General features: G+C 69.6%; 25 protein-coding genes and 1 other RNA gene. 23 read left to right on the forward strand and 3 right to left on the reverse strand.

The window, feature by feature from the left end; all coding sequences use genetic code 11:
* Positions 1 to 64: 64 nt before the first annotated feature.
* Genes Tharo_RS04550 through Tharo_RS04560 form a run of 3 tightly spaced genes read right to left on the reverse strand, consistent with a single transcriptional unit; the run spans position 65 to position 1868 of the window.
* Complete coding sequence (locus tag Tharo_RS04550; RefSeq protein WP_107220178.1) at positions 65 to 733, reverse strand: BON domain-containing protein; 669 nt, start codon at positions 731 to 733, stop codon at positions 65 to 67.
* Positions 733 to 1326: an SIS domain-containing protein gene (locus tag Tharo_RS04555; protein WP_107220179.1), complete on the reverse strand. Its 594-nt coding sequence runs from the start codon at positions 1324 to 1326 to the stop codon at positions 733 to 735. Before Tharo_RS04555 ends, Tharo_RS04550 begins: the two co-directional genes overlap by 1 nt.
* 44 nt (positions 1327 to 1370) lie before the next feature.
* Complete coding sequence (locus tag Tharo_RS04560; protein WP_245880996.1) at positions 1371 to 1868, reverse strand: YraN family protein; 498 nt, start codon at positions 1866 to 1868, stop codon at positions 1371 to 1373.
* Between the two features lie 96 nt (positions 1869 to 1964).
* On the opposite strand from Tharo_RS04560, the gene rsmI reads away from it, so the two are divergent.
* The 23 genes from rsmI (at position 1965) to Tharo_RS04675 (ending at position 26900) form a co-directional block, all read left to right on the forward strand.
* A complete protein-coding gene (rsmI, locus tag Tharo_RS04565) occupies positions 1965 to 2795 on the forward strand; it encodes a 16S rRNA (cytidine(1402)-2'-O)-methyltransferase (protein WP_107220181.1) in 831 nt (276 codons plus the stop codon).
* A 137-nt stretch (positions 2796 to 2932) separates the two neighbouring features.
* Positions 2933 to 3970, forward strand: a complete 1038-nt coding sequence (gene pyrC, locus Tharo_RS04570) for a dihydroorotase (protein WP_107220182.1) — start codon at positions 2933 to 2935, stop codon at positions 3968 to 3970.
* A gap of 143 nt (positions 3971 to 4113) precedes the next feature.
* Positions 4114 to 5697, forward strand: a complete 1584-nt coding sequence (locus Tharo_RS04575) for a methyl-accepting chemotaxis protein (RefSeq protein ID WP_107220183.1) — start codon at positions 4114 to 4116, stop codon at positions 5695 to 5697.
* Between the two features lie 90 nt (positions 5698 to 5787).
* Positions 5788 to 6168: RNase P RNA component class A (rnpB, locus tag Tharo_RS04580), an RNA gene on the forward strand.
* 297 nt (positions 6169 to 6465) lie between these two features.
* The gene (gene mraZ, locus Tharo_RS04585; RefSeq protein WP_107220184.1) at positions 6466 to 6909 is read left to right on the forward strand and encodes a division/cell wall cluster transcriptional repressor MraZ; all 444 of its coding nucleotides are present in this window, start codon (positions 6466 to 6468) and stop codon (positions 6907 to 6909) included.
* A complete protein-coding gene (gene rsmH, locus Tharo_RS04590; protein ID WP_107220185.1) occupies positions 6906 to 7844 on the forward strand; it encodes a 16S rRNA (cytosine(1402)-N(4))-methyltransferase RsmH in 939 nt (312 codons plus the stop codon). The genes mraZ and rsmH overlap by 4 nt, the downstream gene beginning before the upstream one ends.
* Positions 7841 to 8107 (forward strand): cell division protein FtsL, encoded by a 267-nt coding sequence (gene ftsL, locus Tharo_RS04595; RefSeq protein ID WP_107220186.1) that lies wholly within the window; start codon positions 7841 to 7843, stop codon positions 8105 to 8107. Before rsmH ends, ftsL begins: the two co-directional genes overlap by 4 nt.
* Entirely contained in the window at positions 8104 to 9870 is a 1767-nt protein-coding gene (locus Tharo_RS04600; RefSeq protein ID WP_107220187.1) for a peptidoglycan D,D-transpeptidase FtsI family protein, read from the forward strand. The genes ftsL and Tharo_RS04600 overlap by 4 nt, the downstream gene beginning before the upstream one ends.
* Entirely contained in the window at positions 9867 to 11372 is a 1506-nt protein-coding gene (locus tag Tharo_RS04605; protein WP_107220188.1) for a UDP-N-acetylmuramoyl-L-alanyl-D-glutamate--2,6-diaminopimelate ligase, read from the forward strand. The genes Tharo_RS04600 and Tharo_RS04605 overlap by 4 nt, the downstream gene beginning before the upstream one ends.
* Positions 11369 to 12769, forward strand: a complete 1401-nt coding sequence (locus Tharo_RS04610) for a UDP-N-acetylmuramoyl-tripeptide--D-alanyl-D-alanine ligase (RefSeq protein ID WP_107220189.1) — start codon at positions 11369 to 11371, stop codon at positions 12767 to 12769. The genes Tharo_RS04605 and Tharo_RS04610 overlap by 4 nt, the downstream gene beginning before the upstream one ends.
* A gap of 15 nt (positions 12770 to 12784) precedes the next feature.
* The gene (gene mraY, locus Tharo_RS04615) at positions 12785 to 13873 is read left to right on the forward strand and encodes a phospho-N-acetylmuramoyl-pentapeptide-transferase (protein WP_107220190.1); all 1089 of its coding nucleotides are present in this window, start codon (positions 12785 to 12787) and stop codon (positions 13871 to 13873) included.
* A complete protein-coding gene (gene murD, locus Tharo_RS04620; protein ID WP_107220191.1) occupies positions 13870 to 15267 on the forward strand; it encodes a UDP-N-acetylmuramoyl-L-alanine--D-glutamate ligase in 1398 nt (465 codons plus the stop codon). Before mraY ends, murD begins: the two co-directional genes overlap by 4 nt.
* Complete coding sequence (gene ftsW / locus Tharo_RS04625) at positions 15264 to 16499, forward strand: putative lipid II flippase FtsW (RefSeq protein WP_107220192.1); 1236 nt, start codon at positions 15264 to 15266, stop codon at positions 16497 to 16499. The genes murD and ftsW overlap by 4 nt, the downstream gene beginning before the upstream one ends.
* Positions 16496 to 17566, forward strand: coding sequence for an undecaprenyldiphospho-muramoylpentapeptide beta-N-acetylglucosaminyltransferase (murG, locus tag Tharo_RS04630; protein ID WP_107220193.1), 1071 nt, complete (start codon positions 16496 to 16498; stop codon positions 17564 to 17566). Before ftsW ends, murG begins: the two co-directional genes overlap by 4 nt.
* On the forward strand, positions 17563 to 18978 hold the full coding sequence (murC, locus tag Tharo_RS04635; protein WP_107220194.1) for a UDP-N-acetylmuramate--L-alanine ligase: 1416 nt from the start codon (positions 17563 to 17565) through the stop codon (positions 18976 to 18978). Before murG ends, murC begins: the two co-directional genes overlap by 4 nt.
* A complete protein-coding gene (locus Tharo_RS04640) occupies positions 18975 to 19889 on the forward strand; it encodes a D-alanine--D-alanine ligase (protein ID WP_107220195.1) in 915 nt (304 codons plus the stop codon). The genes murC and Tharo_RS04640 overlap by 4 nt, the downstream gene beginning before the upstream one ends.
* Positions 19882 to 20745 carry a cell division protein FtsQ/DivIB gene (locus Tharo_RS04645; RefSeq protein ID WP_107220196.1) on the forward strand — a complete coding sequence of 288 codons (864 nt, stop codon included), beginning with the start codon at positions 19882 to 19884 and terminating at the stop codon, positions 20743 to 20745. Before Tharo_RS04640 ends, Tharo_RS04645 begins: the two co-directional genes overlap by 8 nt.
* Complete coding sequence (ftsA, locus tag Tharo_RS04650; RefSeq protein ID WP_107220197.1) at positions 20742 to 21971, forward strand: cell division protein FtsA; 1230 nt, start codon at positions 20742 to 20744, stop codon at positions 21969 to 21971. The genes Tharo_RS04645 and ftsA overlap by 4 nt, the downstream gene beginning before the upstream one ends.
* Before the next feature lie 123 nt (positions 21972 to 22094).
* Entirely contained in the window at positions 22095 to 23240 is a 1146-nt protein-coding gene (ftsZ, locus tag Tharo_RS04655; RefSeq protein WP_107220198.1) for a cell division protein FtsZ, read from the forward strand.
* Positions 23241 to 23303: 63 nt separating this feature from the next.
* On the forward strand, positions 23304 to 24227 hold the full coding sequence (lpxC, locus tag Tharo_RS04660) for a UDP-3-O-acyl-N-acetylglucosamine deacetylase (RefSeq protein ID WP_107220199.1): 924 nt from the start codon (positions 23304 to 23306) through the stop codon (positions 24225 to 24227).
* Positions 24228 to 24324: 97 nt separating this feature from the next.
* Positions 24325 to 24513, forward strand: a complete 189-nt coding sequence (locus Tharo_RS04665) for a hypothetical protein (RefSeq protein ID WP_107222306.1) — start codon at positions 24325 to 24327, stop codon at positions 24511 to 24513.
* A 198-nt stretch (positions 24514 to 24711) separates the two neighbouring features.
* Positions 24712 to 26541: a glycosyltransferase gene (locus tag Tharo_RS04670; protein ID WP_107220200.1), complete on the forward strand. Its 1830-nt coding sequence runs from the start codon at positions 24712 to 24714 to the stop codon at positions 26539 to 26541.
* Positions 26538 to 26900, forward strand: a complete 363-nt coding sequence (locus tag Tharo_RS04675) for a DUF2304 family protein (protein ID WP_107220201.1) — start codon at positions 26538 to 26540, stop codon at positions 26898 to 26900. The genes Tharo_RS04670 and Tharo_RS04675 overlap by 4 nt, the downstream gene beginning before the upstream one ends.
* Positions 26901 to 26904 lie beyond the last annotated feature (4 nt).

The following is a 26904-nucleotide window of genomic DNA, read 5'->3' on the forward strand; positions in this document are numbered from 1 at the left end:
GCCGGTGTGCCTCGGCGGCGGCGCTTCGCCCCGGCGCCGGCGTACGGTGTGGACCGTCCGCTGTTCAGCGCCGGGCGCCGGCCGGGTCGTCGAGGCGGCGGGCCTCTTCGTCGCTGATGTATTCGAATACTCGCACCACCTTGCGCACGCCCTGGCTGGTGCGGGCGACGGTGGCCGCGGCGTCGGCTTCGGCGCGCGTGACCAGGCCGAGCAGGAAGACCACGTTGGCCTCGGTGACGACCTTCACATTGTGGGCGGAAAAGCGCTGCGTATCGACGAAGCGGGCTTTCACATTGGAGGTGATGAGGGCATCGTTGGCGCGCGCGCTGAGGCTGGAGTGGGGGCCGACCACGACTTCGTTGATCACGCCACGGACGTTCTCGACACCGGCGACGAGCCCGTCGAGCTCGCCGCGCACGGTGGCGTCAGGGGCTTCTCCGGTGAGCAGGACGTTGCGGTTGTAGGAGGTGACGTTCACATGCACGGTGCCACCGAAGCGTTGGCGGATGCGGTTCGAGACTTTCCATTCGATGCTTTCGTCTTCGACGTAGGCGCCGCCGGTGCGGCGGTCGGAAACCATCGCGGCGCCGGCGCCGACGCCGGTGGCGACGACCGGGAAGCAGCCCTGGAGGAGCGGCAGCGCAGCCGCTGCGGCGAGGCCCAGCAGCAGCCGGCGACGGCCAGCGCGGACCGGAAGCGCGCCGGCGAGGCGGGAGGGGGAGGTCGTTTTCATCAGTCTTCTACTCCGAGTAGCAGGCAGTCGATACCGTCGCACAGGCAGTGCAGGATCAGCAAGTGCAGTTCCTGGATGCGAGCGGTGCGCTCGGCGGGGGCGGCCAGATGGATGTCGGCCGGGCCGAGCCTTTCGGCGATGTGCTCGGCGTCGGCGCCGGTCAGCGCGATTACTCGCATGTCGCGCTCGTGGGCGGCACGGATGGCGTCGAGGAGGCGCGTCGGCTCGCCGTTTGCGGCGATGGCGACGAGGACGTCGCCGGGGTGGCCGAAAACTTCGATCTGGCGCGCGAACAGCCCGCTCGTGTCGGGTTCGCCGGCGATCGGCGCAAGGGTGGAGGCGTCCGCGCTCAGCGCCATTGCGGCCAGCGAAGGGCGTTCGAGCTCGAAGCCGTTGACCAGTTGGGCGGCGAAGCGGCGGGCGTCGCCGGCCGAGCCGGCGGCGCCGCAGACGAGGATCTTGCCGTTTTCCAGCAGGCAGGCGGTGATCAGTTCGGTGGCGCCGGCGATCGGGGCGGCCAGCATTTCCAGCGCCTCGAGTGCGGTGCGCATGTTGTCCTCGAACTGGCGCGAGACGCGGTCGATCAGGTTCATGCGGAGGAAATCGTCGAAAGGACGCTGCAGTCTACCATGCGCTCTCAGCCGGCATCGAAGGCGCCGGGTAACCAGGTGATACGGTCGCGCTCGAGGGCGTCGAGGAGGACGGCGTCGAAGCGGCAGGGCGCTCCCTGGAAGCGCCGCCCCGCACCGCCCAGCCACCACTGGGCGGCGATCAGCACGCGCCGGCGCTTGCTCGCGGTGATGCTTTCGCCCGCGCCGCCGAAGCGGGCACTGCGGCGCAGACGCACTTCGACGAACACGAGCTGGCCGCGGTCGAGACAGATCAGGTCGAGCTCGCCGCCGCGGCAGCGCACGTTGCGGGCGAGGATGCGCAGACCGTGTGCCGCGAGGTGTTCGGCGGCGAGCGCCTCGGCAGCGGCGCCGCGCGCTTGCGCCGGAGTCCGCGGGGAGCCGATACTGCGCCCGCCGGCAGCGGCCGCCTCGCCCGCGGGCGCTGCCGTCCCGTCCGGGCGGGTTCGCCCGGGCGTCGCGTTCGGCGTGGCGGCTGTCGCCGCGTTCGCTGGCATCTTCCTCATCGCGCCGCTCCCCGGATTACCTTCGCCGACCCTTCGAACTCATCCATGACCGTCTCCGCACCCCTTCCCGTCCGTCCCCTGTCTAGCACGCCGTCATTGTATGTGGTGGCGACCCCGCTCGGTAATCTCCATGACATCACCTTGCGTGCGCTCGCGGTGCTGGGGGCGGTGGATGTGGTGGCGGCCGAGGACACCCGCCACAGCCAGCGCCTGCTCGACGCCTACGGCTTGAAGGCGCGGATGGTGGCAGCGCACCAGCACAACGAGCAGGCTGTGGCGGGGCGGCTGATCGAGCTGCTCGCGGCCGGGCAGCAGGTCGCCCTGATCACCGATGCCGGCACCCCGGCGGTGTCCGACCCCGGCGCGCGCCTCGTCGCCCGGGTGCGCGAGGCCGGCCATCCGGTGGTGCCGCTGCCGGGGCCGTGCGCGGCGGTGGCGGCGCTGTCGGTGTCGGGGTTTGCCGAAGGGGGGTTTCGCTTCGTCGGGTTCTTGCCCGCCCGGCCAGGAGCGCGGGGTGCTGCGCTGGCGGCCCTGCGCGACGAGACCGATGCGATGGTGTTCTACGAGGCGCCGCACCGCATCGTCGAGTGTGCCGCTGACCTGCTGGCGGTGTTCGGTGGGGCGCGCGAGCTGCTGATCGCGCGCGAGCTGACCAAGCTCCACGAGCAGATCGTGCGCCTGCCGCTGGCCGAAGTCGGGGCCTGGTTCGCGGCCGATCCGAACCGGGTGCGCGGCGAGTTCGTCCTGGTGCTGGCGGGAGCGCAGGCGGAGGCGGGGCTGAGTGCGGAAGCCGAGCGTGTGCTCGGCCTGCTGCTCGCCGAGTTGCCGCTGAAGAGCGCGGCGCGGCTGGCGGCGGAGATCACCGGGGCGGGGCGCAAGCTGCTGTATGCGCGGGCGCTGGAGATCCGCGGCGAGGAAGAGGCGTGAGCGGGGCGCGAGCAGAAGGGTGAGCGGCGGCGGTGACGGCCGCCTCCGTGCCAGGGTTTTCCCGTGTGGACGGTGGCTGCCGATCCGCCGCAGCGGGAAGCGCCTATAATCGGCGCGCTGTCACGAGGACCCGCTCCATGCAATCGATTACCCTGATCCGCCCCGACGACTGGCATCTGCATGTGCGCGATGATGCCGCGCTCGCTTCGGTGGTGCCGCACACCGCAGCGCGCTTCGGCCGTGCCCTGATCATGCCCAACCTGAAGCCGCCGGTGACGACCACCGTGCAGGCGCTGGCCTACCGCGAGCGCATCCTCGCCGCGGCCCCCGGCACGGCGTTCGAGCCGCTGATGAGCCTGTACCTCACCGACAACCTGCCGCCGGACGAGATCGACCGCGCCCGGGCGAGCGGCCGGATCGTTGCCTGCAAGCTCTACCCGGCCGGGGCGACGACCAACTCCGACGCCGGCGTCACCGCGGTGGAAAAGATCCATCCGGTGCTCGAGCGCATGGAAAAGCTCGGCATGGTATTGTGCGTGCATGGCGAGGCGACCGCCGCGGACGTCGATGTCTTCGATCGCGAGCGCGTGTTCATCGAGCGTACGCTGTCGCCGCTGGTGCGCCGTTTCCCGGCGCTGAAAGTGGTGTTCGAGCACATCACTACCGCCGAGGCGGCCCAGTTCGTGCGCGCCGCCGGGGCCAACGTCGCCGCCACGGTGACCGCGCATCACCTGCTCCTCAACCGCAACGCGATCTTCGCCGGCGGCATCCGCCCACACCATTACTGCCTGCCGGTGCTCAAGCGCGAGACCCACCGCCAGGCGCTGGTGGCGGCGGCGACGTCGGGCAATCCGCGCTTTTTCCTTGGCACCGACTCCGCACCCCATGCCCGCAGCACCAAGGAAAACGCCTGCGGTTGCGCCGGCTGCTACACCGCCCATGCCGGCATCGAGCTGTATGCCGAAGCGTTTGATGCAGCAGGCGCGCTCGACCGTCTCGAGGCGTTCGCCAGCCTCAACGGCCCGGCGTTCTACGGACTCGCACCGAATTCGATCACGATCACGCTGCAGCGGCAGGAATGGACCGTCCCGCAGGCGTATCCCTACCTTGCAGAGGACCCGCTGGTTCCCCTGCGGGCCGGGGAACGGGTGAAGTGGAAGCTCGCCGGCACATGAGCCGGTGAGCGGGGTGGCATGCGCCGTGGCGGGCGCGGACAGGCGGCCGCAGTGCGGTCGGGTCGCCTGTCCGCGCCCGCCGCGGCGTTTCGGGCCGGCCTGGAGGACGGGCCGGTGTTTCAAGGAGAGGGGAAGATACAACAATGAATACAACCTATAACGGACTGGTGAAGGCGGGCTATTTCGCGCAACGGGGCGCCGATGCGGCGGCGCTGCCGCGGCAACGGCGGCAGGGCCGCCGCTGGCACCCGCTGGGAGGCGGGCTGTGGCTGCTCGGGCGGCTGCATTGGCTGGGCAAGTTCGCCGTGGTGTCCGTCGCCGCGCTCGCCGCCTCGATCGGCGGTGCGCTGGGCGGACTGCCCGTTGCGCTGGGCGGCGCCGGGGTGCTGCTCTACCTGCTCGCAGCGCTGTGCGCAGGGCAGGCCGAAGCCCTGAAGCAGTTGCGCCAGGCGATGGAGCGGACCGCCGCCGGCGACCTGCGCGCGCACACCCGTGTCGATACGCGCGACGAGCTGGGCGAACTGTCCGGCCTGCTCGAGCGGATGGTCGAGTCCCTGTCCGCGGTCGTCGCCGACATTCGCAGCAATGCCGCACTCGTCGCCCATGCCGGGCGCAGCCTGACCGTCGACAGCCGCGCCCTGTCCGAGCGCACCGAGGAGCAGGCGGCCAGCCTGGGGCAGACCGCGGCGAGCGTGGAGGAAATCTCCAGCACCGTTCTGAGCAACGCCCACACCGCCCGCGAAGTCGATCAGCGTGCCACCCGGGTCAGCGCTGCGGTCGATGCCGGCGCCCAGGCGATGGAAAGCGCGGTGCGTTCGGTGGAAGCGATCCAGCAGGATGCGCGGCGGATGAACGAGATCATCGGCGTGATCGATTCGATCGCCTTCCAGACCAACATCCTCGCTCTCAACGCTTCGGTCGAAGCCGCGCGTGCGGGCGAGCAGGGGCGGGGATTCGCCGTCGTCGCCGACGAGGTGCGCAATCTCGCGCAGCGCTCGGCCGACGCCGCGCGCGAGATCCGGCAGCTGATCAAGACCTCCGTGCAGCAGGTCGAGCGCAGCGTCGAACTGATCCGCCACGCTGGGGACGGGATCGCGCAGATGGCTGCGGGCATTCATGGCGTGGCCGCGAGCATGAGCGAGATTTCCCATTCCAGCGGCGAGCAGAGCACCGGGCTGCGCGAGATCAGCACCGCGGTGCAGCAGCTCGACCGCATCACCCAGGACAACGCGCAGATGGTGGGCGCTGCGGTGCAGCATGCGGAAGCCCTGGAGGGGCGGGCGGCGACCCTGACCCATGCGGTGGCCGCGTTCCGGCTGCAGCAGGGCACGGCCGATGAGGCGGTGGCGCTGGTCGAGCGGGCTGCGGCGCTGTGGCGCAGCGGCGTCGGCCGCGAGCGTTTCCTGCACACGATCACCGATCGGAACCAGTCCTATCACGACCGCGACATGTACCTGTTCGCGCTCGATGCGCAAGGCACTTATCTGGCTTTTGGCGGCAATCCGGAAAAGGTCGGTTCCCGCGTGCGCGACATTCCCGGAATCGACGTCGATCGCCTGGTCGGCGACATCGTCGCGCAGGCCGAGCGCGGTCCGGGCTGGGTCGAGTACGACATCGTCAATCCGGTGTCGGGCGCGGTGCAGACCAAGATGTCCTACGTCTGCAAGGCGGAGGCCGATCTGTACTTCGGCTGCGGCGTGTACAAGGTGTTCACCGGCCGCGGCTGAGTCCCGGGCCGCTCCGGCGGCGCTCGAGCGGGCGGTCGCCGCTCTACTGCCCGTCGTTGTGCCCGCGCGATGTGCGTATAATCCGTGCGGGAAGTTCGCCAGGCAGTCGCTGCGCACGTCGTGCGTGGAGGAAAGTCCGGGCCCCGCAGAGCAGGATGCCGGCTAACGGCCGGGCGCCGTGAGGCGACGGAAAGTGCAACAGAGAACAGACCGCCGATGGCTTCCGCAAGGAAGATCAGGCAAGGGTGAAACGGTGGGGTAAGAGCCCACCGCAGGACTGGCAACAGGACTGGCACGGCAAACCCCATCCGGGGCAAGGCCAAATAGGGGAGCATCGGCGTGGCTCGCGCCGCTCCCGGGTAGGCTGCTAGAGCGCCGCGGCAACGCGGCGCCCAGAGGAATGACTGCCCGATGCTGCCGGCTCGCGCCGGCGGCGTTCGACAGAACCCGGCTTATCGGCGAACTTCCCCCTCTTCCCCGGCATTTCGCCCCCGTTTTTCCCATTTCCGATCTTCATTTCCCACCTCCTCCCACCGTGTCGCGAGGGGGCGCCCGTGTTCGCGTGGAATTCGAGCTTTCTGCGCTATATCCATTGATTTTTCAGGGATTATTTACGCCTTTGGGTTTTGAGCTAAGTCATTGTGTCATAAAGAAATTCGGAGCGATCGATGTTGACCGGGTATTTCCTTTGAACTAAAGTGGGTTCCAGTGGAGAAAAGTGGGGAAAAGTGTCGTTCGGATGCTTTCCCGGCACCGTCAGGGGGGACGATGTTCCAAGGAGCCGCAGCGCTCAATCTCGATGCCAAGGGTCGCCTCGCGATCCCCGCGCGGCATCGTGACGCCCTCGCGGTCGAGGCCGGCCAGGTGGTCCTCACCGCCCACCCGCACGGCTGCCTGCTCGTCTATCCGGTGCCGGCCTGGGTGCCGATCCGCGACAAGGTGCTCGCCGCGCCGGGACTCGATCCGCTGTCGGCGATGCTCAAGCGCCTGCTCGTCGGTTTCGCCCAGGAAGAGGCGCTCGATGCCGCGGGGCGGGTTCTGGTCGCGCCCTCGCTGCGCCAGTTCGCCAAGCTCGAGAAGCAGGTCTGGCTCGTCGGCCAGGGCAGTCACTTCGAACTGTGGTCCGACGCCGGCTGGCAGCAGCAGCAGCAGGCGATGCTCGATCTGGTCAATACCGGACTGCCGCCGGGTTTCGAGAGCCTGGCGCTGTGAATACCCCTCATCACCACGTCACTGTCCTGCTCGACGAAGCCGTCGATGCACTCGCCATCCGGGGCGACGGCGTCTATGTCGACGGCACCTTCGGGCGCGGTGGCCACAGCCGTGCGGTGCTCGCGCGGCTGGGGGCGGAGGGGCGGCTGATCGCCTTCGACCGCGACCCGGCGGCGATCGAAGCCGGGCAGGCGTTGGGCGATCCGCGGCTGACCCTGGTCCATGCCCCGTTCAGCGATCTGGACGAGACGCTCGCGCGGCTGGGGCTGGAGCGGGTGGACGGGGTGCTGCTCGATCTGGGGGTCTCGTCCCCGCAACTGGACGACGCCGCGCGCGGCATGAGCTTTCGTTTCGATGCTCCGCTCGACATGCGCATGGATACGAGCCGCGGGCAGACCGCGGCGGAATGGCTGGCGGAAGCCTCCGTCGGCGAGATTACGGAGGTCATCAGGGATTATGGAGAGGAACGGTTTGCTTATGCGGTTGCAAAGGCGATTGCAGCTGCTCGGACAGGGGGGGCTGTCGCAACCACTGGACAACTTGCCGCGATCGTGGAAAAGGCGGTCCGTACGCGCGAGCCGGGGCAGCACCCGGCGACACGCACCTTCCAGGCTCTTCGGATTTTCATCAATCAGGAGCTCGAGGAGCTGAGCCGGGTGTTGCCGGCCTGCGTCGCTCGGCTGCGTGCCGGCGGCCGCCTGGTGGTGATCAGCTTCCATTCGCTCGAGGACCGCATCGTCAAGCGCTTCATGCGCGACGAGTCGCGTCCTCCTGTGCTGCCGCGCCGCTTGCCGGTGCGTGCTGCAGATCTGCCGGCGCCCCGGCTGAAACAGGTGGGGCGGGCGCTGCGGCCGGGCGAAACCGAAGTCGCAGCGAACCCGCGCGCGCGCAGCGCGGTGATGCGGGTCGCCGAGCGTACCGGGGCGACGCCATGATGCGCGCCGACGCGGTGCTGGTGGCGCTGGCCGTGGCCAGTGCGCTGGGCGTGGTGTCGGCCCAGCATCAGGCGCGCAAGCTGCATGCCGAGCACGAGCGCGAACAGGCGCGCGCGCGCGCCCTGGAAGTGGAATGGGGCCGCCTGCAACTCGAACAAAGCACCTGGGCGGCGCATGGGCGTATCGAGTCGTTCGCCCGCGGGCGCCTGGGCATGGGGGCGCCGACGCCCGGCCAGGTGCTGGTGGTGGAGCCGCAATCATGAAAAATCAGCGTACCGTCACCTTCAATCACAATCCGCTGCTCAAGCACGCGCTGCCGGCCTGGCGCGCGCGCGTGGTGATGCTCGGGCTGATGGCCTGCTCGCTCGCGCTCGGCGGGCGCGCGCTCTACCTGCAGGGGGTGAACAACGACTTCCTCCAGGCCAAGGGCGAGTCGCGCTATGCGCGCACGCTGGAAATTTCCGCGACCCGGGGCCGCATCACCGACCGCCACGGCAATGTGCTCGCGGTGAGCACGCCGGTGCGTTCGGTCTGGGCCCTGCCCGCCGACGTACGGCTGGAGCCGGCGCAGGCGCGCGAGCTGGCACGCTTGCTGGAGATGGACATCAACGAGCTCAACGGCAAGCTCGGGTCGAGCCGCGACTTCGTCTACCTGAAACGCCAGCTCGTGCCCGAAGTGGCGCAGCAGGTCGCCGAGCTCGGGCTGGCGGGCATCCATCAGCAGCAGGAATATCGCCGCTACTACCCGGGCGGCGAAGTGATGGCCCACATCCTCGGCTTCACCGATGTCGAGGATAAAGGCCAGGAAGGCATCGAACTCGCGTTCGAGAAGCGGCTCGCCGGCCGCCCCGGGCTGCGCCGGGTGATCAAGGACCGGCGCGGCCAGATCGTCGAGGACGTGGAAGCGATCCGCCCGCCGCGCGACGGCGATGACGTCGCGCTGTCGATCGACGGCAAGGTCCAGTACCTCGCCTGGTCGGCGCTGCGCGACGCGATGCAGCAGCACAAGGCCAAGGCCGGCGCGGTCGTGGTGCTCGATGCGCAAAGCGGCGAAGTGCTGGCGCTGGCCAATGCGCCGACCTTCAACCCCAACAACCGTGCCGATCTGAGCGGTGCCCAGCTGCGCAACCGGGTGTTCACCGACAGCTTCGAACCCGGCTCGGTGATGAAACCCTTCATCGCCGCGCTCGCCCTGGAGAAGGGCAAGGTCGAGCCGGGCACCCTGATCGACACCGGCAACGGCCGGCTGACGATCGGTTCGGCGACGATTTCCGACACCAAGCGTCACGGCCCGATCACCGTGTCCCAGGTGGTGCAGAAGTCGTCGAACGTCGGCACGGTCAAGCTCGCGCAGCGGTTCGCTGCCGACGAGATGTGGCAGCTGTTCGATCAGCTCGGCTTCGGCGCGCCGCTCGATCTCGGCTTCCCCGGCGAGACCGCGGGCCGTGTGCGGCCGGCGAAGACCTGGCGGCCGATCGAGCAGGCGACCATGTCCTATGGCCACGGCATCGCAGTGAGCCTGATCCAGATGGCGCGGGCCTACCTCGTGTTCGCCCGCGACGGCGAACTGCTGCCCCTGTCGCTGACCCGCCTCGAGCGCGCTCCGGCGCCGGGGCGGCGGGTCTTTTCGGCGCAGACCGCGCGTGAGGTCCGGACGATGCTCGAACTGGCCGCCGGCCCCCAGGGAACCGCGCCGCGCGCCCAGGTGGCCGGGTACACCGTCGCCGGCAAGACCGGAACCGCGCACAAGCTCGAAGGCGGACGCTATGCCAGGAAGTACGTGTCTTCCTTTGTCGGTTTCGCCCCGGCCTCGAAGCCGCGCATCGTGGTCGCGGTGATGATCGACGAGCCTTCGGCCGGCCAGCACTACGGCGGCGCCGTTGCCGCACCGGTGTTCGCGCGCCTGGTCGAAGGTTCGCTGCGCACCCTCGGCGTCGCTCCCGACATGCCGATCGCGCCGTTGCAGATCGCGCGCAAGCCGGCCGACGAAACCGAGGATGGCAGATCCGCCCGGGAGCGCATGTGAGCGCCGGACAAGTCCAGGAAGTCCTCGCCCGCCTGCGCCAAGCCGGAGTTGAGCCGCAGGGAATCGGTGCGGATTCGCGTCGCCTTGCGCCGGGGGAGGTGTTCGCCGCCTGGCCCGGGGTCCGCACCGACGGCCGCCGTCACATCGCCGACGCCATCGCCCGCGGGGCGGGGGCGGTGCTGTGGGAAAACGGCGACGGTTTCGATCCCGGAGCGCTGCCCCTGCCGTCGTTGGCGGTCACTGGCCTGAAGGAGCTGGCCGGCTTCCTCGCCGACGAGATCTACGGCCGGCCGTCGGCGGCGCTGTGGGTGGCCGGGGTCACCGGCACCAACGGCAAGACCACGGTGAGCCAGATGCTTGCCGGCGCGCTGAGCGGACTCGGCGAGCGCTGCGGCATCGTCGGCACGCTCGGCTGCGGCTTTCCCGGCGAACTCGAGGCGGCGCTCAATACCACGCCCGACGCCCTCGAGCTGCAGCGCTGGCTGGCGCGTTTCCGTGCCGGCGGGGCGGCGGCCGCAGCGATGGAAGTGTCTTCGATCGGGCTCGACCAGGGCCGGGTCAACGGGGTGCGCTTCGACGTCGCGCTGTTTACCAACCTGAGTCGCGACCACCTCGACTACCACGGTTCGATGGAGGCGTATGCCGAGGCCAAGGCGCGGCTGTTCGCGATGCCCGGGGTCGGAACCTGCGTGATCAACATCGACGACCCCTTCGGCATGACGCTGGCACGGCGCCTGGCGGGCGCAGGGCGCGACGTCGTCGCCTGCACCCTGCGTGCGGACCATGCCGGCGCGGTCGCCGGCGCCCGTGTGCTGTGCGCCGACCGTCTCCAGGCCACCGCGGCGGGGCTGCGCTTCACGCTGCACTGGGGCGGCCGCGAGGCTGATCTCGCGGTGCGCATGGTGGCGCCCTTCAATGTCGCGAACCTGCTCGCCGTCGGCGCCGCACTGTTGGCGCGCGGAGTGGCGTTCGAGGCCGTGGCTTCGCAGCTGCTGCACCTGACGCCGCCCGCCGGGCGGATGCAGGTGGTGGGCGGCGAGCGCGAGCCGCTGGTGATCGTCGATTACGCGCATTCGCCGGATGCGCTGGAAAAAGTGCTGGAAGCGCTGCGCGGCACGGTGCGGATGCGCGGCGGGCGGCTGGTGTGCGTGTTCGGTTGCGGCGGCGATCGCGATACCGGCAAGCGTGCGTTGATGGGCGAGGTCGCGCGCACGCTCGCCGACCGTGTCGTGATCACCAGCGACAACCCACGTAGCGAAGACCCGCTCGCGATCATGGCGGCGATCGCTGCGGGCAGCGGCGCGCAGGCCGAACAGGTGGTCGACCGGGCGCAGGCGATCGGGATCGCGATCGGCGAGGCCGGTGCCGCCGACGTCGTCCTGATCGCGGGCAAGGGGCACGAGCCCTATCAGGAAATCCTCGGACAGCGGCTGCCGTTCTCCGACCTGGAGCAGGCCCGCCTCGCCCTCCAGGCCTGGCATGCGAAGGAACTCGAACGATGATGACCGTGCACGATGCGGTGCGGGCGCTCGCCGTCCATCAGGCGCACGCGCAAGGGGAGGCGCGCTTCGAATGCGTCGGCAGCGATAGCCGGGCGCTGGTTCCCGGCCAGCTGTTCGTCGCCTTGCGTGGCGAGCGCTTCGACGGTCACGCCTTCGTCGCCGAAGCCGCGGCGCAGGGCGCGGCGGCGGCACTGGTCGACGCCGAGTGGGCCGCCGGGCAGGCGCTCGCGCCGTTGCCGCTGATCGTCGTCGACGACACCCGGCGCGCGCTCGGCACCCTGGCGGCGAGCTGGCGCGCCCGCTTCGCCTTGCCGCTGCTGGGGGTGACTGGCAGCAACGGCAAGACCACGGTCAAGGAAATGTGCGCGGCGATCCTGCGCGCCCAGGCCCGCTGCGACGGTTTCGGCGACGACAGCGTCCTCGCCACCCGCGGCAATCTGAACAACGACATCGGCCTGCCGTTGACCCTGCTCGAACTGCGCGACTTCCACCGCGCGGCGGTGATCGAGATGGGGATGAACCATCCCGGTGAAATCGCTTACCTGAGCGCACTCGCGCAGCCGACCGCGGCGATCGTCACCAACGCCCAGCGCGCCCACCTGCAGGGCCTCGGCTCGGTCGAGGAGGTCGCCCGCGAGAAGGGGGCGATCTATCAGGGCCTGGGTGCGACCGGCATCGCCGTGATCAACGCCGACGACCCGCACGCCGGCGAGTGGCGCGCGGTCAATGCCGGGCGCCGGATTGTGACATTCGGTATCGAGCGGGCGGCGGACGTGCGCGGGCAGTGTACCCTGCGCGGCCTCGGCTCCCGCCTCGAACTCGACACGCCCGCCGGGCAGTTTGGTTTCGTCCTGCAGGTGCCGGGTTTGCACAATGCGCGCAACGCCGTAGGGGCGGCGGCGGTCTGCCTCGCTGCGGGCGTTTCGCCCGAAGCGGTGGCCGACGGGCTGGCGGGGTTCACCGGCGCGCGCGGTCGTCTGCAACGGCGCAGCGGTCCGCGCGGCGCCCTGATCCTGGACGACACCTACAACGCCAACCCGGACTCGGTGCGTGCTGCCATCGACGTCCTCGCCTCGCTTCCCGGCCATACCTGGCTGGTGCTCGGCGACATGGGGGAAGTCGGCGGGATCAGCGCCCAGGTGCATGACGAGATCGGCGGCTACGCCAAGAGCAAGGGCGTCGACGGCCTGTTCGCGCTGGGCGAGATGAGTGCGATTGCGGTGCGCAATTTCGGCGAGGGCGGGCATCACTTCGCCTCGGCCGAGGCGCTCGTCAAGGCGCTCGCTCCGCGCCTCGACGCGGATTCGGTGGTGCTGGTGAAAGGCTCGAGGTTCATGAGCATGGAAAGAGTGGCGGATGCGCTTGTGGCAATGCACAATTCCGCCCCTTCAACGTAACCGACTCCTGACTCTATGTTGTTGGAACTCGCTCTCTGGCTCGGCCAGGACATCCGCGGCTTCAACGTCTTCGGCTACATCACGCTGCGGACGGTGCTCGCTGCGTTGACCGCGCTGGCGATCTCGCTTGTCGCCGGCCCGGGCGTGATCCGCTGGCTCGCAGCGAAGAAGATCGGCCAGGCTGTGCGCGACGACGGCCCCAAGTCGCACCTGACCAAGGCCGGCACGCCGACCATGGGCGGGGCGCTGATCCTGATCGCGATCGGTGTCACCATGCTGCTGTGGGGCGACCTCGCGAACGACTACCTCTGGGTCACCCTGCTGGTGACGCTCGGCTTCGGTGCGGTGGGCTGGGTCGACGACTGGCGCAAGGTCGTGCACCGCGATCCGAAGGGGCTGGCGAGCCGCTGGAAATACCTGTGGACTTCGGCCATCGCCCTGGCGGCGGCGCTGTACCTCGGTGCGACGGCGAGCACGCCGGCCGAAACCGAGCTGATCGTGCCGTTCTTCAAGGCCATCGCCTATCCGCTGGGGATCGTCGGCTTCGTCGCCCTGAGCTATTTCGTGATCAACGGCACCAGCCACGCGGTCAACCTCACCGACGGCCTCGACGGCCTGGCGATCATGCCCACGGTGATGGTGGCCGGGGCGCTGGCGATCTTCGCCTACGTCGCCGGCCATGCCGGGTTCGCCAAGTACCTCGGCGTGCCCTACGTCGCCGGCGCGGGCGAACTGGCGGTGTTCTGCGGCGCGATCTGCGGCGCGGGGCTGGGCTTTCTGTGGTTCAACGCCTATCCGGCGGAAGTCTTCATGGGCGATGTCGGCGCGCTCGCGCTCGGCGCCGCGCTCGGCACGATCGCGGTCATCGTGCGCCAGGAGATCGTGCTCTTCATCATGGGCGGGCTGTTCGTCGCCGAAACCCTGTCGGTGATGCTGCAGGTGCTGTACTTCAAGGCCAGCGGCGGCAAGCGCATCTTCCGCATGGCGCCGCTGCACCATCACTACGAGCTCGGTGGCTGGAAGGAAACCCAGGTTGTGGTCCGCTTCTGGATCATCACCATCATGCTGGTGCTGTTCGGTCTGTCGACGCTGAAACTCAGATGAGCCTCCTCACCGGAAAACACGTCCTTGTGCTCGGACTCGGCGAGTCGGGCCTGGCGATGGCGCGCTGGTGCGCGCTGCGCGGCGCGCGCCTGCGCGTGGCGGACAGCCGCGCGGCGCCGCCGGGGCTGGAGGCGCTGCGCGCCGAGGCGCCGCTGGCCGAACTCGTCACCGGCGCGTTCGGCGAGGAAGTGCTCGACGGCATCGACCTGGTGGCGCTGAGCCCGGGGCTCGACCCGCGCGCCGGCGTCGCCGCCGCCGCGCGCCGCCGCGGCCTGCCGCTGACCGGCGAGATGAGCCTGCTGGCGCAGGCCCTGGACGAACTCGGCGTGCGCGCGCAGACCCGCATCCTCGCCGTCACCGGCACCAACGGCAAGACCACCACCACCGCGTTGACCGCAGCGCTGGCGCAGTCCGCCGGCATCGACGCGGTGGCGGCCGGCAACATCAGCCCGGCCGCGCTCGATGTGCTGATGGAACGGCTGGAAGCCGGTGCGGCGCTGCCGCAGTGCTGGGTGCTGGAGCTGTCGAGCTTCCAGATCGAAACGATGCACGGCCTCGACCCGGACGCGGCGACGGTGCTCAATGTCAGCGACGACCACCTCGACCGTTACGCCGGGATCGAGGAATACGCCGCGACCAAGGCCAGGATCTTCCAGGGCGCCGGCGTGCAGGTGCTCAATCGCGACGATGCGCGGGTGGCGGCGATGGCCCTGCCCGGCCGCCGCGTGATCCGCTTCGGCTCCGCGGCGGCGGCGGGAGACGACTACGGCATCGCCGCGGGCGCGGGCGGCGACGGGCTGGTGCGCGGCGGCGAGCCCCTGCTCGCGCTCGCCGAGCTGGCGCTCGCCGGCCGCCACAACGCCGCCAACGCGCTCGCCGCGCTGGCGCTGTGCGAAGGCGGGCTGGGGATCGCGCCGCAGCGCCTGCTCGCGGGGCTCACCGCCTTTCGCGGTCTGCCGCACCGGGTCGAGCTGGTCGCCGAGCGTGTCGATGGGGTGCGCTTCTACGACGATTCCAAGGGCACCAACGTCGGTGCCACGGTGGCCGCGCTCGAAGGCATGGACCGCCCGGTGGTGCTGCTCGCCGGGGGTGACGGCAAGGGTCAGGATTTCGCTCCGCTGGGGCCGGCGCTGGCGCGCCGTGCGCGCGCCGCGGTGCTTTTCGGTCGCGATGCCGGACGCATTGCCGGGGCGGTCGCCGGGTGCGGCGTCGCGCTCGAGCATGCGCCCGACCTCGACGCCGCCGTGCTGCGTGCCGCGGCGCTGGCACAGGCTGGCGACGCGGTCCTGCTGTCGCCGGCCTGCGCCAGCCTCGACATGTTCCGCAACTACGCCCACCGCGCCGAAGTCTTCGTCGCCGCGGTGCGCCGGCTGGCGGAGGTGAGCGCGCGATGAAGTTCGCCAGCCGGCTCTCCGCGCGCTTTGCCGTCGCTGCCGGACGGGCGGGGGGCGAAGCGCACCCGCGCGCCCGTGCCCGGTTCGCCCCGGGCGGGACGCCGGCGAAGGAACTCGACCTGCTGCTGATCTGGTCGGCGGTCGGGCTGCTCCTGATCGGGCTGGTGATGGTGTATTCGGCCTCGATCGCCACCGCCGAGGGCAGCCGCTTCACCCAGTACCAGCCGCATTACTTCCTGCTCCGCCATGCCGTGTTTCTGGCGATCGGCATCGGCCTCGGCCTGGTCGGTTTCCGCCTGCCGATGGCACGCTGGCAGCAGCTCGCGCCGGCGCTGTTCGTGGCCGGAGTGGTGCTGCTGGTCGTGGTCCTGATCCCGGGGGTGGGGCGCGAAGTCAACGGCGCGCAGCGCTGGCTGTCGCTCGGCCTGGTCAACCTGCAGCCGTCCGAGCTGATGAAGATCTTCGCCGCGCTCTACGCCGCCGACTACACCGTGCGCAAGCTCGACGTGATGGGCAGCTTCATCCGCGGCTTCCTGCCGATGATGGTGGTGATCCTGTTCGTCGGCTTCCTGCTGCTGAGCGAACCCGACTTCGGCGCTTTCGTCGTCATCACCGTGATTGCCTTCGGCGTCCTGTTCCTCGGCGGGGTCAACGTCAAGGTGTTCGTCCTGCTGGCGGTGGCGGCGGTGATCGGCTTCATGATCCTGATCTGGACCTCGCCCTATCGCCGCGACCGCATCTTCGGCTTCATGGACCCGTGGCAGGACGCGTTCGGCAAGGGCTATCAGCTGTCCCACTCGCTGATCGCCTTCGGCCGCGGTGAATGGTTCGGGGTCGGCCTCGGGGGCAGCGTGGAGAAGCTGTTCTACCTGCCCGAGGCGCATACCGACTTCCTCCTCGCGGTGATCGCCGAAGAGCTCGGCTTCGTCGGGGTGGTGGTGGTGGTGGCGCTGTTCGCCGTGCTCGTGCACCGCGCCTTCATCGTCGGTCGCGAGGCGATCCGCCTCGAGCACTATTTTTCCGGACTGGTCGCGCAGGGCATCGGCCTCTGGATCGGCGTCCAGTCCTTCATCAACATGGGGGTCAACATGGGTTTGTTGCCCACCAAGGGCCTCACCTTGCCGCTGATGAGCTTTGGCGGCTCGGGCATCGTCGCCAACTGCATCGCGCTCGGCATCCTGTTGCGGGTCGACTGGGAAAACCGGCAACTGATGCGCGGGGGGCGGGGATGAAGACGCTGCTCGTCATGGCCGGTGGCACCGGCGGCCACATCTTCCCCGGCATTGCCGTCGCCGAGGCGCTGCGCGCCCGCGGCTGGCGCATCGTCTGGCTGGGCAACCCGGATGGCATGGAAGCGCGGATCGTGCCGGGGCACGGCTACGAGACTGTGTGGGTGCGCTTCGGCGCGCTGCGCGGGAAGGGCCTGGTGCGCAAGCTGATGCTGCCGGTGAACCTGCTGTCGGGCTTCTGGCAGGCCGTGCGCGCGCTGCGCCGGGTGAAGCCCGACGTCGTCCTCGGGATGGGCGGCTACATCACTTTCCCCGGCGGCATGATGGCGGCGCTGCTCGGCCGGCCGCTGGTGCTGCACGAGCAGAACTCGGTGGCCGGGCTGGCCAACCGCGTCCTCGCGCGCGTCGCCGACCGCGTGCTGAGCGGTTTTCCCGCGGTGCTCGAGCGGGCGGAGTGGATCGGCAATCCGGTGCGCGCCGACATCGCCGCGCTGCCTGCGCCGGCCGAGCGCTACGCCGGGCGCAGCGGCCCGCTGCGCGTGCTGGTGGTGGGCGGCAGCCTGGGGGCGGCGGCGCTCAACGCCGCGGTGCCGCAGGCGCTCGCCCGCCTCGCCCCGGAGCAGCGCCCGGTGGTGGTCCATCAGGCCGGCGAGCGCCAGCTCGAGGCCTTGCGCGAAGCGTACGCGAAGGCCGCAGTGGAGGCCGAGCAGCGTGCCTTCATCGACGACATGGCCGCCGCCTATGCCGCGGCCGACCTGGTGATCTGCCGGGCCGGGGCGCTGACCGTGGCCGAGCTCGCCGCGGCCGGCGTGGCTAGCCTGCTGGTGCCCTTCCCGCACGCGGTGGACGACCACCAGACCGGCAACGCGCGCTTTCTCGCCGCGCGTGGCGCGGCCTACCTGCTGCCGCAACCCGAACTCACCCCCGAACGCCTGGCCGGCATCCTCGTCAGCCTCGACCGCGGCCGCCTGCTGCAGATGGCCGAGCACGCGCACGCGCTGGCGCGGCCGCAGGCCGCGGCGCAGGTCGCGGACGTCTGCGTGACGCTGGCCGGCGGAGACCAGGCATGAAGCACAAAGTCAGGAACATCCATTTCGTCGGCATCGGCGGTGCGGGCATGAGCGGCATCGCCGAAGTGCTGGTCAACCAGGGGTTCCGCGTCAGCGGCTCCGACCTCGGCGACAACGCTGCCACCCGCAGGCTGCAGAAAATGGGCGCGCGCGTCGTCCGCGGCCACGATGCGGCCAACGTTGCCGATGCCGACGTGCTGGTGGTGTCGACCGCGGTGAAGGACGACAACCCGGAAGTCGCGGCCGCACGCGCGCGCCGCATCCCGGTGGTGCCGCGCGCGCAGATGCTCGCCGAGCTGATGCGCTTCAAGAGCGGCATCGCCATCGCCGGCACTCACGGCAAGACCACCACCACCTCGCTGGTGGCGAGCATCCTTGCCGAAGGCGGTATCGACCCGACCTTCGTCATCGGCGGCCGGCTCAATGCCGCCGGGGCCAATGCGCGCCTGGGCAAGGGCGACTTCCTGGTGGCCGAGGCCGACGAGTCGGACGCCTCCTTCCTGCTGCTCAACCCGGTGCTCTCGGTGGTCACCAACATCGACGCCGATCACATGGACACCTACGGCCACGACTTCGGCCGGGTCAAGCAGGCCTTCGTCGATTTCCTCCAGCGCCTGCCGTTCTACGGCGTCGCGGTGCTGTGCGAGGACGATCCCAACGTGCGCGAGATCATCCCCCGGGTGTCGAAGCAGATCGTGCGCTACGGCCTGTCGCCGGGCGCCAACATCCGCGCCGAAAACGTCCGCGCCGATGGCGGACGGATGCTGTTCGACTGCGTGCGGGTGAATGGGACGACCTCGCGGCTGGCGATCGAGCTCAACCTGCCGGGCCTGCACAACGTCCTCAACGCCCTCGCGGCGATCGCGGTCGCGACCGAAGTGCAGGTGCCCGACGCCGCGATCGTCAAGGCGCTGGCCGAGTTCAACGGCGTCGGCCGGCGCTTCCAGCGCTACGGCGAAGTGGCGCTGCCGGGTGCCGACGGCGCCGAGGCCGGCAGCTTCACCCTGATCGACGACTACGGCCACCATCCGGTGGAAATGGCGGCGACGATTGCCGCGGCGCGCGGCGCGTTTCCCGGGCGTCGCCTGCTGCTGGCCTTCCAGCCGCATCGCTTCAGCCGCACCCGCGACTGCTTCGACGACTTCGTCAAGGTCTTGTCGACCGCCGATGCGCTGCTGCTGGCCGAAGTCTATGCCGCCGGCGAGGCGCCGATCGTCGCCGCCGACAGCCGCGCGCTGGCGCGCGCGCTGCGGGTGGCGGGGGCGGTCGAGCCGGTGTTCGTCGAGGACATCGCCGAGCTGCCGAAAATGATTCTTTCCGCCGCGCGCGCGGGCGACGTGGTGATCACCATGGGGGCGGGCAGCATCGGCGCGGTGCCGGGCAAGCTCGCCCGAATCGAGGACGCAGTGTGAACAAGGATTTCGGCAAAGTCGCGGTGTTGTTCGGCGGAGACTCCGCCGAGCGCGAGGTGTCGCTGATGTCGGGGCAGGCGGTGCTCGCTGCGCTGCAGGGGGCCGGCGTCGATGCCCACGGCTTCGATCCCGCCGAGCGCGACCTGCACATCCTGAAGGAAGAAGGTTTCGCGCGCGTGTTCATCGCGCTGCACGGCCGCGGTGGCGAGGACGGCACGGTGCAGGGCGCGCTCGAGCTGATGGGCATCCCCTACACCGGCAGCGGGGTGATGGCCTCGGCGTTGTCGATGGACAAGTGGCGCACCAAGATGGTGTGGCTGGCGAGCGGACTGCCCACGCCGCGCTACGCGATCCTCGACGCCGGCACCGACTGGGCGGCGGTGGTCGCCGAGCTGGGCCTGCCGATCTTCGTCAAGCCGGTGCATGAAGGCTCGAGCATGGGCGCGACCAAGGTGACCGCGCCGGGCGAGCTGAAGGCGGCGTGGGAACTGGCGGCACGCTACGACCGCCTGGTGATCGCCGAGGAGTTCATTAGCGGCGAGGAGCTCACCGCGCCCTTCCTCGAAGACCGCGCGCTGCCGCTGGTGCGTATCGTCGCCCCCGGCGGCAACTACGACTACCAGCACAAGTATTTCACCGACGATACCCGCTACGACTGCCCCTGCGGCCTGCCCGCGGACGAGGAGGCGGCGCTGCAGGCGCTGGTGATGAAGTCGGCGCGCGTGCTCGGCTGCCGCGGCTGGGGGCGGGCGGACCTGATCCTGACCGCCGACGGCCGCCCCTATCTGCTCGAGATGAACACTTCGCCGGGAATGACCGGGCACTCGCTGGTGCCGATGTCGGCCCGCGTCGCCGGGCTGGAGTTCGCTGCGCTGTGCCTGAAGATCCTGGAGGGGGCCCGCCTTGGCTGAAGCGCGCGCCCATCCCGCGGCGATCCGCTCCGCCCGCCAGCGCGGCGCGGGAGCGGGCGCGGGTGCGAGCACCGAGAAAGGGGTGTGGCACCGGCCGGCGCTGCTCGATCTGCTCTCCGACCTGCTCACCCTGGGCGCGGCCGTGGTGCTGGGCTGGGCGCTGGTGGCCTGGTTCGTGTCGCGCCCGCTGTTCCCGCTGCGCGAGCTGGTGGTGCTGACGCCGCCCGCCCACGTCACCGAGGCCCAGCTCGGATATGCGGCGCGTCTGGCGGTGCAGGGCAATTTCTTCATGGTCGACCTCGACGCCGTCCGCGCCACCTTCGAGAAGCTGCCCTGGGTGCGCAAGGCGGAAGTGCGCCGGCGCTGGCCCGATGCGCTCGAACTGCGGATCGAGGAACACGAGGCGGTGGCGTACTGGACCGTGTCCGAAAGCGGCGAGGCGCGCCTGGTGAACCGCTACGGTGAAGTGTTCACCGCCGCGAGCAATGCCGATCTGCCCCAGTTCGATGGCCCGCAGGGCTCCGCCCGCACGCTGCTCGCGCGCCATGGCGAGTTCGCCGCGATGCTCCAGCCGCTGGGCTTGCGCCTGGTTGGCCTCGCGCTGTCGGCGCGTCAGGCCTGGCAGCTCCACCTCGACAACGGGATGACCGTTATCGTCGGGCGCGACCAGGACGAATCTCCGCTCGTCGAGCGGCTGCAGCGTTTCATCGCGGTATGGCCGCGGGTGCAGGACAATATCGATATCGACATCAAGGTCGCGGATCTGCGCTATCCAGGCGGCTTCGCGCTGACCCCGGCGGACGCTTCGGTGCTGTTGCCGGCGGCGTCGCCTGCAGGCAGGAAGGGCAAGAAATGAACAAGAACTACAAGGAACTGATCGTCGGCCTCGACATCGGCACGGCCAAGGTCACCTGCCTGGTGGCCGAGGTGAAGCCCGACGGTCGTCTCGACGTGGTTGGCCTGGGCACGCAGCCGGCGAGCGGGCTCAAGCGCGGCGTAGTGGTCAATATCGAAGCCACGGTGGATGCGATCTCGCGGGTGGTGCAGGAGGTCGAGCTGATGGCCGAGTGCAAGATCCACGAGGTGTATACCGGCATCGCCGGCAGCCACATCAAGAGCTTCAATTCCAACGGCACGGTGGCGGTGAAGGAAAAGGAAGTCTCGCCGCTCGATGTCGATCGCGTCATCGAAGTCGCGCGCGCGATGCCGATCCCCGCCGAACAGCAGATCCTGCACACCCTGACCCAGGAGTTCATCATCGACGGCCAGGGCGGCGTGCGCGAACCGATCGGGATGAGCGGCGTGCGCCTCGAAGTCAAGGTGCATATCGTCACCGGCGCCGTGTCGGCGGCGCAGAACGTGATCAAGTGCGTGCGCCGCTGCGGCCTCGAAGTCCTCGACCTGAGCCTGCAGCCGCTCGCCTCCAGCCACGCGGTGCTGACCGAGGACGAGAAGGAGCTCGGCGTGTGCATGATCGACATCGGCGGCGGCACCACCGACATCGCCGTGTTCACCCAGGGTGCGATCCGCCACACCGCGGTGATTCCGGTGGCCGGCGACCAGATCACCAACGATATCGCGATGGCGCTGCGCACTCCGACCGCGGAGGCCGAGGAAATCAAGATCCGCCACGGCGTGGCGATGCACCCGCTCGCCGACCCTGAGGACATGATCGAGGTGCCCGGCGTGGGCGACCGGCCGCCGCGCAAGCTGTCGTGCCAGGCCCTGGCGGACGTCATCGAGCCGCGCGTGTCCGAACTGTTCGAGCTCGTCCAGGCCGAGCTGCGGCGCAGCGGCTACGAGGAGCTGCTGTCTTCCGGGGTCGTGCTCACCGGCGGTTCGGCGGTGATGCGCGGCATGGTCGAGCTGGGCGAAGAAGTGTTCCACATGCCGGTGCGGATCGGCGCGCCGCAGTACGACGGCGGCCTGGCCGACGTGGTGTGCCAGCCGCGCTATGCGACCGCGATGGGGCTGGTGATGGAAGGGATGGCGCAGCGCCGCCGCGGACTGCAGACGCGCGAGGTGCGCAGCGTGAGGCAGGTATTCGGGCGGATGAAGGCGTGGTTCGAGCGGAATTTTTGACCGGGTTGCAGATCCCGGCCGGGTTGCATCGGTTTATTTAGTAGTAGACTGGAAAATACATACTAAATAGAAGCCGGCTGGGTTCGGTGTCGAGCAGGATCGTCAATTCAGGAGGCGAGGCAAATGTTTGAAATCGTTGAGAAAGAACCGTGCGGAACCGTGATCAAAGTGATCGGTGTCGGCGGTGCGGGAGGCAACGCGGTCGATCACATGCTGCGCGAGGGCGTCAAGGGCGTGCAGTTCATTTCGGCCAACACCGACGCGCAGGCGCTCGAGCGCTGCCTCGCGCCGCTCAAACTGCAGCTCGGCAAGAGCGGCCTGGGGGCCGGCTCCAAGCCCGAAGCCGGGCGCGCCGCCGCGCAGGAATCGCGCGACGAGATCGCGGCCGCGCTCGAAGGCGCGCACATGGTGTTCATCACCGGCGGCATGGGCGGCGGCACCGGCACCGGCGCGGCGCCGGTGGTGGCCGAGATCGCCAAGGAAATGGGCATCCTGACCGTCGCCGTGGTGACCAAGCCGTTCGATTTCGAGAACCGCATCCGAGTCGCCGAAAGCGGCGTGGAAGAGCTCACCCGCCATGTCGATTCGCTGATCGTCGTGCTCAACGACAGGCTGCTCGATGTCTATGGCGATGACGCCGGTTTCGAGGAGTGCTTCCGCTCGGCCGACAACGTCCTGCGTTCGGCGGTCGGCGGCATTGCCGAGATCATCAACGTCCCCGGACTGGTGAACGTCGACTTCCAGGACGTGCGCACCGCGATGGCGGAAATGGGGCGGGCGATGATGGGCTCGGCCGAAGCGGCCGGCATGGACCGCGCGCGCATCGCCGCCGAGCAGGCCGCGGTGTCGCCGCTGCTCGAAGGCACCGAGCTGTCGGGCGCGCGCTGCGTGCTGATCAACATCACCGCGAGCAAGTCGCTGAAGATGTCCGAAGTGCGTGACGCGGTGAAGACGGTGCAGGCGTTTGCCGCTCCCGAAGCTTTCGTCAAGTACGGCACGGTGTTTGACGACGCGATGGAAGACCGCATCCGCATCACCGTGGTCGCCACCGGCCTGGGGGCGCCGCGCACTGCGCGCCAGCCGGTGATGCAGGTGGTGCAGGGCACCGGCACTTACGGCCCGGCGATGAGCAGCGCCGCGGTCGACGTGCATGGCCTCGACGTGCCGGCGGTGATGCGCAGCGGCCGCCGGACCACGGTCGAAGCGATGAGCACCAGCGGCGTCGGCACCTACGACATTCCCGCCTTCCTGCGCCGCCAGGCCGACTGAAGCAGGGCCCGGGCGGCAACGGGGGCACATGCTAAAATTCATGATCGAAAAAGGAATCCGGTCATGATCAGGCAGCGCACCCTCAAATCCGTCGTCAAGGCCACCGGCGTCGGTCTGCATGGCGGGCGCAAGGTGACCCTGGTCCTGCGCCCGGCCGCGCCCGACACCGGCGTCGTCTTCCACCGCGTCGATCTCGATCCGCCGCTGGCCCTGCCCGCCGACCCTTATGCAGTGTGCGACACCCGCATGTGTTCCGGCCTGGAAAAGGACGGGCACAAGGTCGGCACCGTCGAGCACCTGATGTCGGCGCTCGCCGGGCTGGGCATCGACAATCTCCATGTGGACGTCGATGCGCCGGAAATGCCGATCCTCGACGGTAGCTCCGCGCCCTTCGTGTTCCTGCTCCAGTCCGCGGGCATCGAAGAGCAGCCGGCGGCGAAAAAATTCCTCCGCGTCAGGAAAACGGTGGAGTACGTCGAAGGCGACAAGTGGGTCCGCCTCGAGCCCTACGACGGTTTCCGCCTGAGTTTTTCGATCGTCTTCAACCACCCCGCGATCGACAGCACCTCGACCCAGGTCACGATCGACTTCGCCGAGCAGTCGTATGTGCGCGACGTCGCCCGCGCGCGCACCTTCGGCTTCATGCAGGACGTCGAGTTCATGCGCGCCAACGGCCTCGCCCTCGGCGGCAGCCTGGAAAACGCGATCGTGATGGACGAGTACCGCGTGCTCAACGCCGAGGGCCTGCGCTATGCCGACGAATTCGTCAAGCACAAGGTGCTGGACGCGATCGGCGATCTCTACCTGTGCGGCCATCCGCTGCTCGCCGCCTATTCGGCGCACAAGGCCGGGCATGCGCTCAATAACCAGATCCTGCGTGTGCTGCTGGAAGACCGCGAAGCCTGGGAAATCGTCAGCTTCGACCAGAACGAAGCCACTCCGCCCGCGGTCGCGCACCAGTTCGCCCCCTTTCCGGCTTTCGCCTGACGCACGTGAATCGGCCCGGCCTCATTCCCGCCCTTTTCCCCGCCCTTGAGCGGCGGCCTTCGCCGCCCGGATGCCGCCTGCCGGGGAGTGCCGCGGCGTGCTGATCATGCGCTTCCTGCTGCTGCTGGCGGTGTTCGCCGTCGGCGGGGCGGTCGTCCTGTGGCTGCTGACCGGCAATCCGCGCTACAAGTCCTGGGCATGGAAGGCGTTCCGCATCACCGTGGTGGTGCTCTTCGTGTTCCTCGCTCTGTTCGCGATCGAGCGCGTGCTGGTGCCGCTGGGCTGAGCACGTCTCCACTGGCGCGCTATTTGTCCGGCCAAAAAGATGCCTTTCGCCTTTTCTCAAAAGGTCGATGCAACGATGCAATCGATATGCATATTGCATTGCATTGCCCGAAAACCGCTGCGCGGTTAAACTCCGCGCCTTTGCGGCATCCTCTTGTCCACCATCCCACCGGTGCTTTTCGCGCCAGGCACTGCGAGCATGCGCATACTGCACATCGGCAAATACTTCCCGCCCGACCGTGGCGGCATGGAGAGCTTTCTCGCCGATCTCGTTGCAGCGCAGCGTGCACAGGGGCTGGATGTTGCGGCCCTGGTGCATGGCGAACCGCGCGGTGACGACCCCGACTGGCTGGTGCGCGTGCCGGTCGCCTTCAGCCTCGTCTATGCGCCCTGGGCGCCCGGTTTCCGGCGTGCGCTGGCACGGCTCATCGGCCGCTTCGAGCCCGATCTGCTGCATCTGCACCTGCCCAACAATTCCGCCTTCTGGGCCCTGACCCTGCAGAGCGCGCGCTGCTTGCCCTGGGTGGTCCATTGGCACTCCGACGTGCTCGTGTCCACCGGGCGGCGGGCGCTGGCGCTCGCCTACCGCTTCTACCGGCCCTTCGAGCAGGCCGTGCTGAAGCGGGCCGAGCGTGTGATCGCGACTTCGCCCGATTACCTCGCGGCCTCAGAGCCGCTCGCACGCTGGAGCGAAAAGTGCCTGTCCGTGCCGCTGGGTCTGGGGGCGCCGTCCGTGCCCGTGCCGGTCGCAGGCGCTGCCGCGCTGCCCTGGCCGCCCGGCACGTTCCGCCTGCTCTCGCTGGGGCGGCTGGCCCACTACAAAGGTTTCGAAACCCTGATCCGCGCGGTCGCGGACCAGGACGGCGTGCATCTGGTGATCGCCGGCGGGGGCGAACTGCATGCAGCGCTCGCCCGCCTGGTGGCAGCCTGCACGCCGTCGGGCCGCTCCCCCAGGGTGACCCTGAGCGGCCCGGTCGACGAAGCGCACAAGCACGCCTTGCTGGCCGGCTGCGACGCGTTCTGCCTGGCCTCCTGCGAACGCACCGAAGCGTTCGGCATCGCCGCGATGGAAGCCATGCAGCACGGCAAGCCCTGCCTGGTCAGCGCGCTGCACGGCTCCGGGCTGCCCTGGCTGGTGCGCAGCGCCCGGGCCGGGCGCACCGTGCCGGTGGGGGACGTGCCCGCATGGCGGAGCGCGATCGAAGCATTGCGCAGCGATCCGGCCACGGCCCGGCGCTGGGGTGAGGCCGGGCGCCGGGCCGTGGCCGCACGGTTCGGCATCGCCGCCTGCAGTGCGCGGATCCAGTCGGTCTACCGCCACATCCGTCCCGGGGCCCCGTCCGCTCCGCTACCGCCGCTCATCGTCATTCCCGCTCGCAACGAGGCCGCGACCGTGGGGCAGGTGATCGCCGCCCTGCGCAGCGGGGGGTGGGACCGGATCGTCGTGGTCGACGACCAGAGCACCGACGAAACCGCCGCCCTCGCGCGTGCCGCCGGTGCCGTGGTGATCAGCCCGGTGCTGCCGATGGGCGCCTGGGGCGCGATGCAGACCGGCATCCGCTACGCGCTCGAACACGGCTACCAGCAGGTGGTGACGCTCGATGCCGACGGCCAGCACGAACCCGCCTGCATTCCCGCGCTGCTCGAAGCCGGCCGCCACCACCCGGTGGTGATCGGCGCCCACCCGCAACGGGGCAGCCAGGCGCGGCGCATCGCCTGGCGCTACTTCCGCCTCATCACCGGTTTCGCCATCCAGGACCTGACTTCGGGGTTCCGTTGCTACAATCGCGCCGCCTGCGAAGTCCTTGCGGACGAGGAGGCGACCCTGCTCGACTATCAGGACCTCGGCGTCCTGATGCTGCTCCGCCATGCCGGCCTGCGCATCGTCGAAGTCCCCGTAGACATGTATCCCCGGCTCGGCGGGCCGTCCCGCATTTTCGCCAGCTGGCCCAAAGTGGCCCGCTACATGATCGAAAGCACGCTGCTGTGCCTGGCGCGCTGGCACCCCAAACATCTGCTCGGTCGATGATCTCGCTCAACCTCACCACCTTGCTGCTGGGCCTCGGGCTCGCCACCGCGATCTTTTTCCTGATCCGGCTCGACCACCTGCGTCTGGGCCATGGCGCATTCTGGCTCCTGGTCGCCGCCGCCGCCGCCGTCCTGGGCGCCTGGCCCGGGCTGATCGACCGCCTGGCCGCGCTGATCGGCATCAGCTATCCGCCCGCCCTGCTGTTGCTCGCCGCGGTCATGGTCCTGTTCATCAAGTCGCTGCAAAGCGACATCGAGCTCACCCGCACTGAGCGCCGGCTGCGGCGCCTCAACCAGCGGCTGGCGCTCTACGAGGCCGAGCGCGGCGAGCGTGCCGAGCGCGACAACATCACCGAGTGACCAT

The sequence above is a fragment of the Thauera aromatica K172 genome, from assembly GCF_003030465.1.
Taxonomy (GTDB): domain Bacteria; phylum Pseudomonadota; class Gammaproteobacteria; order Burkholderiales; family Rhodocyclaceae; genus Thauera; species Thauera aromatica.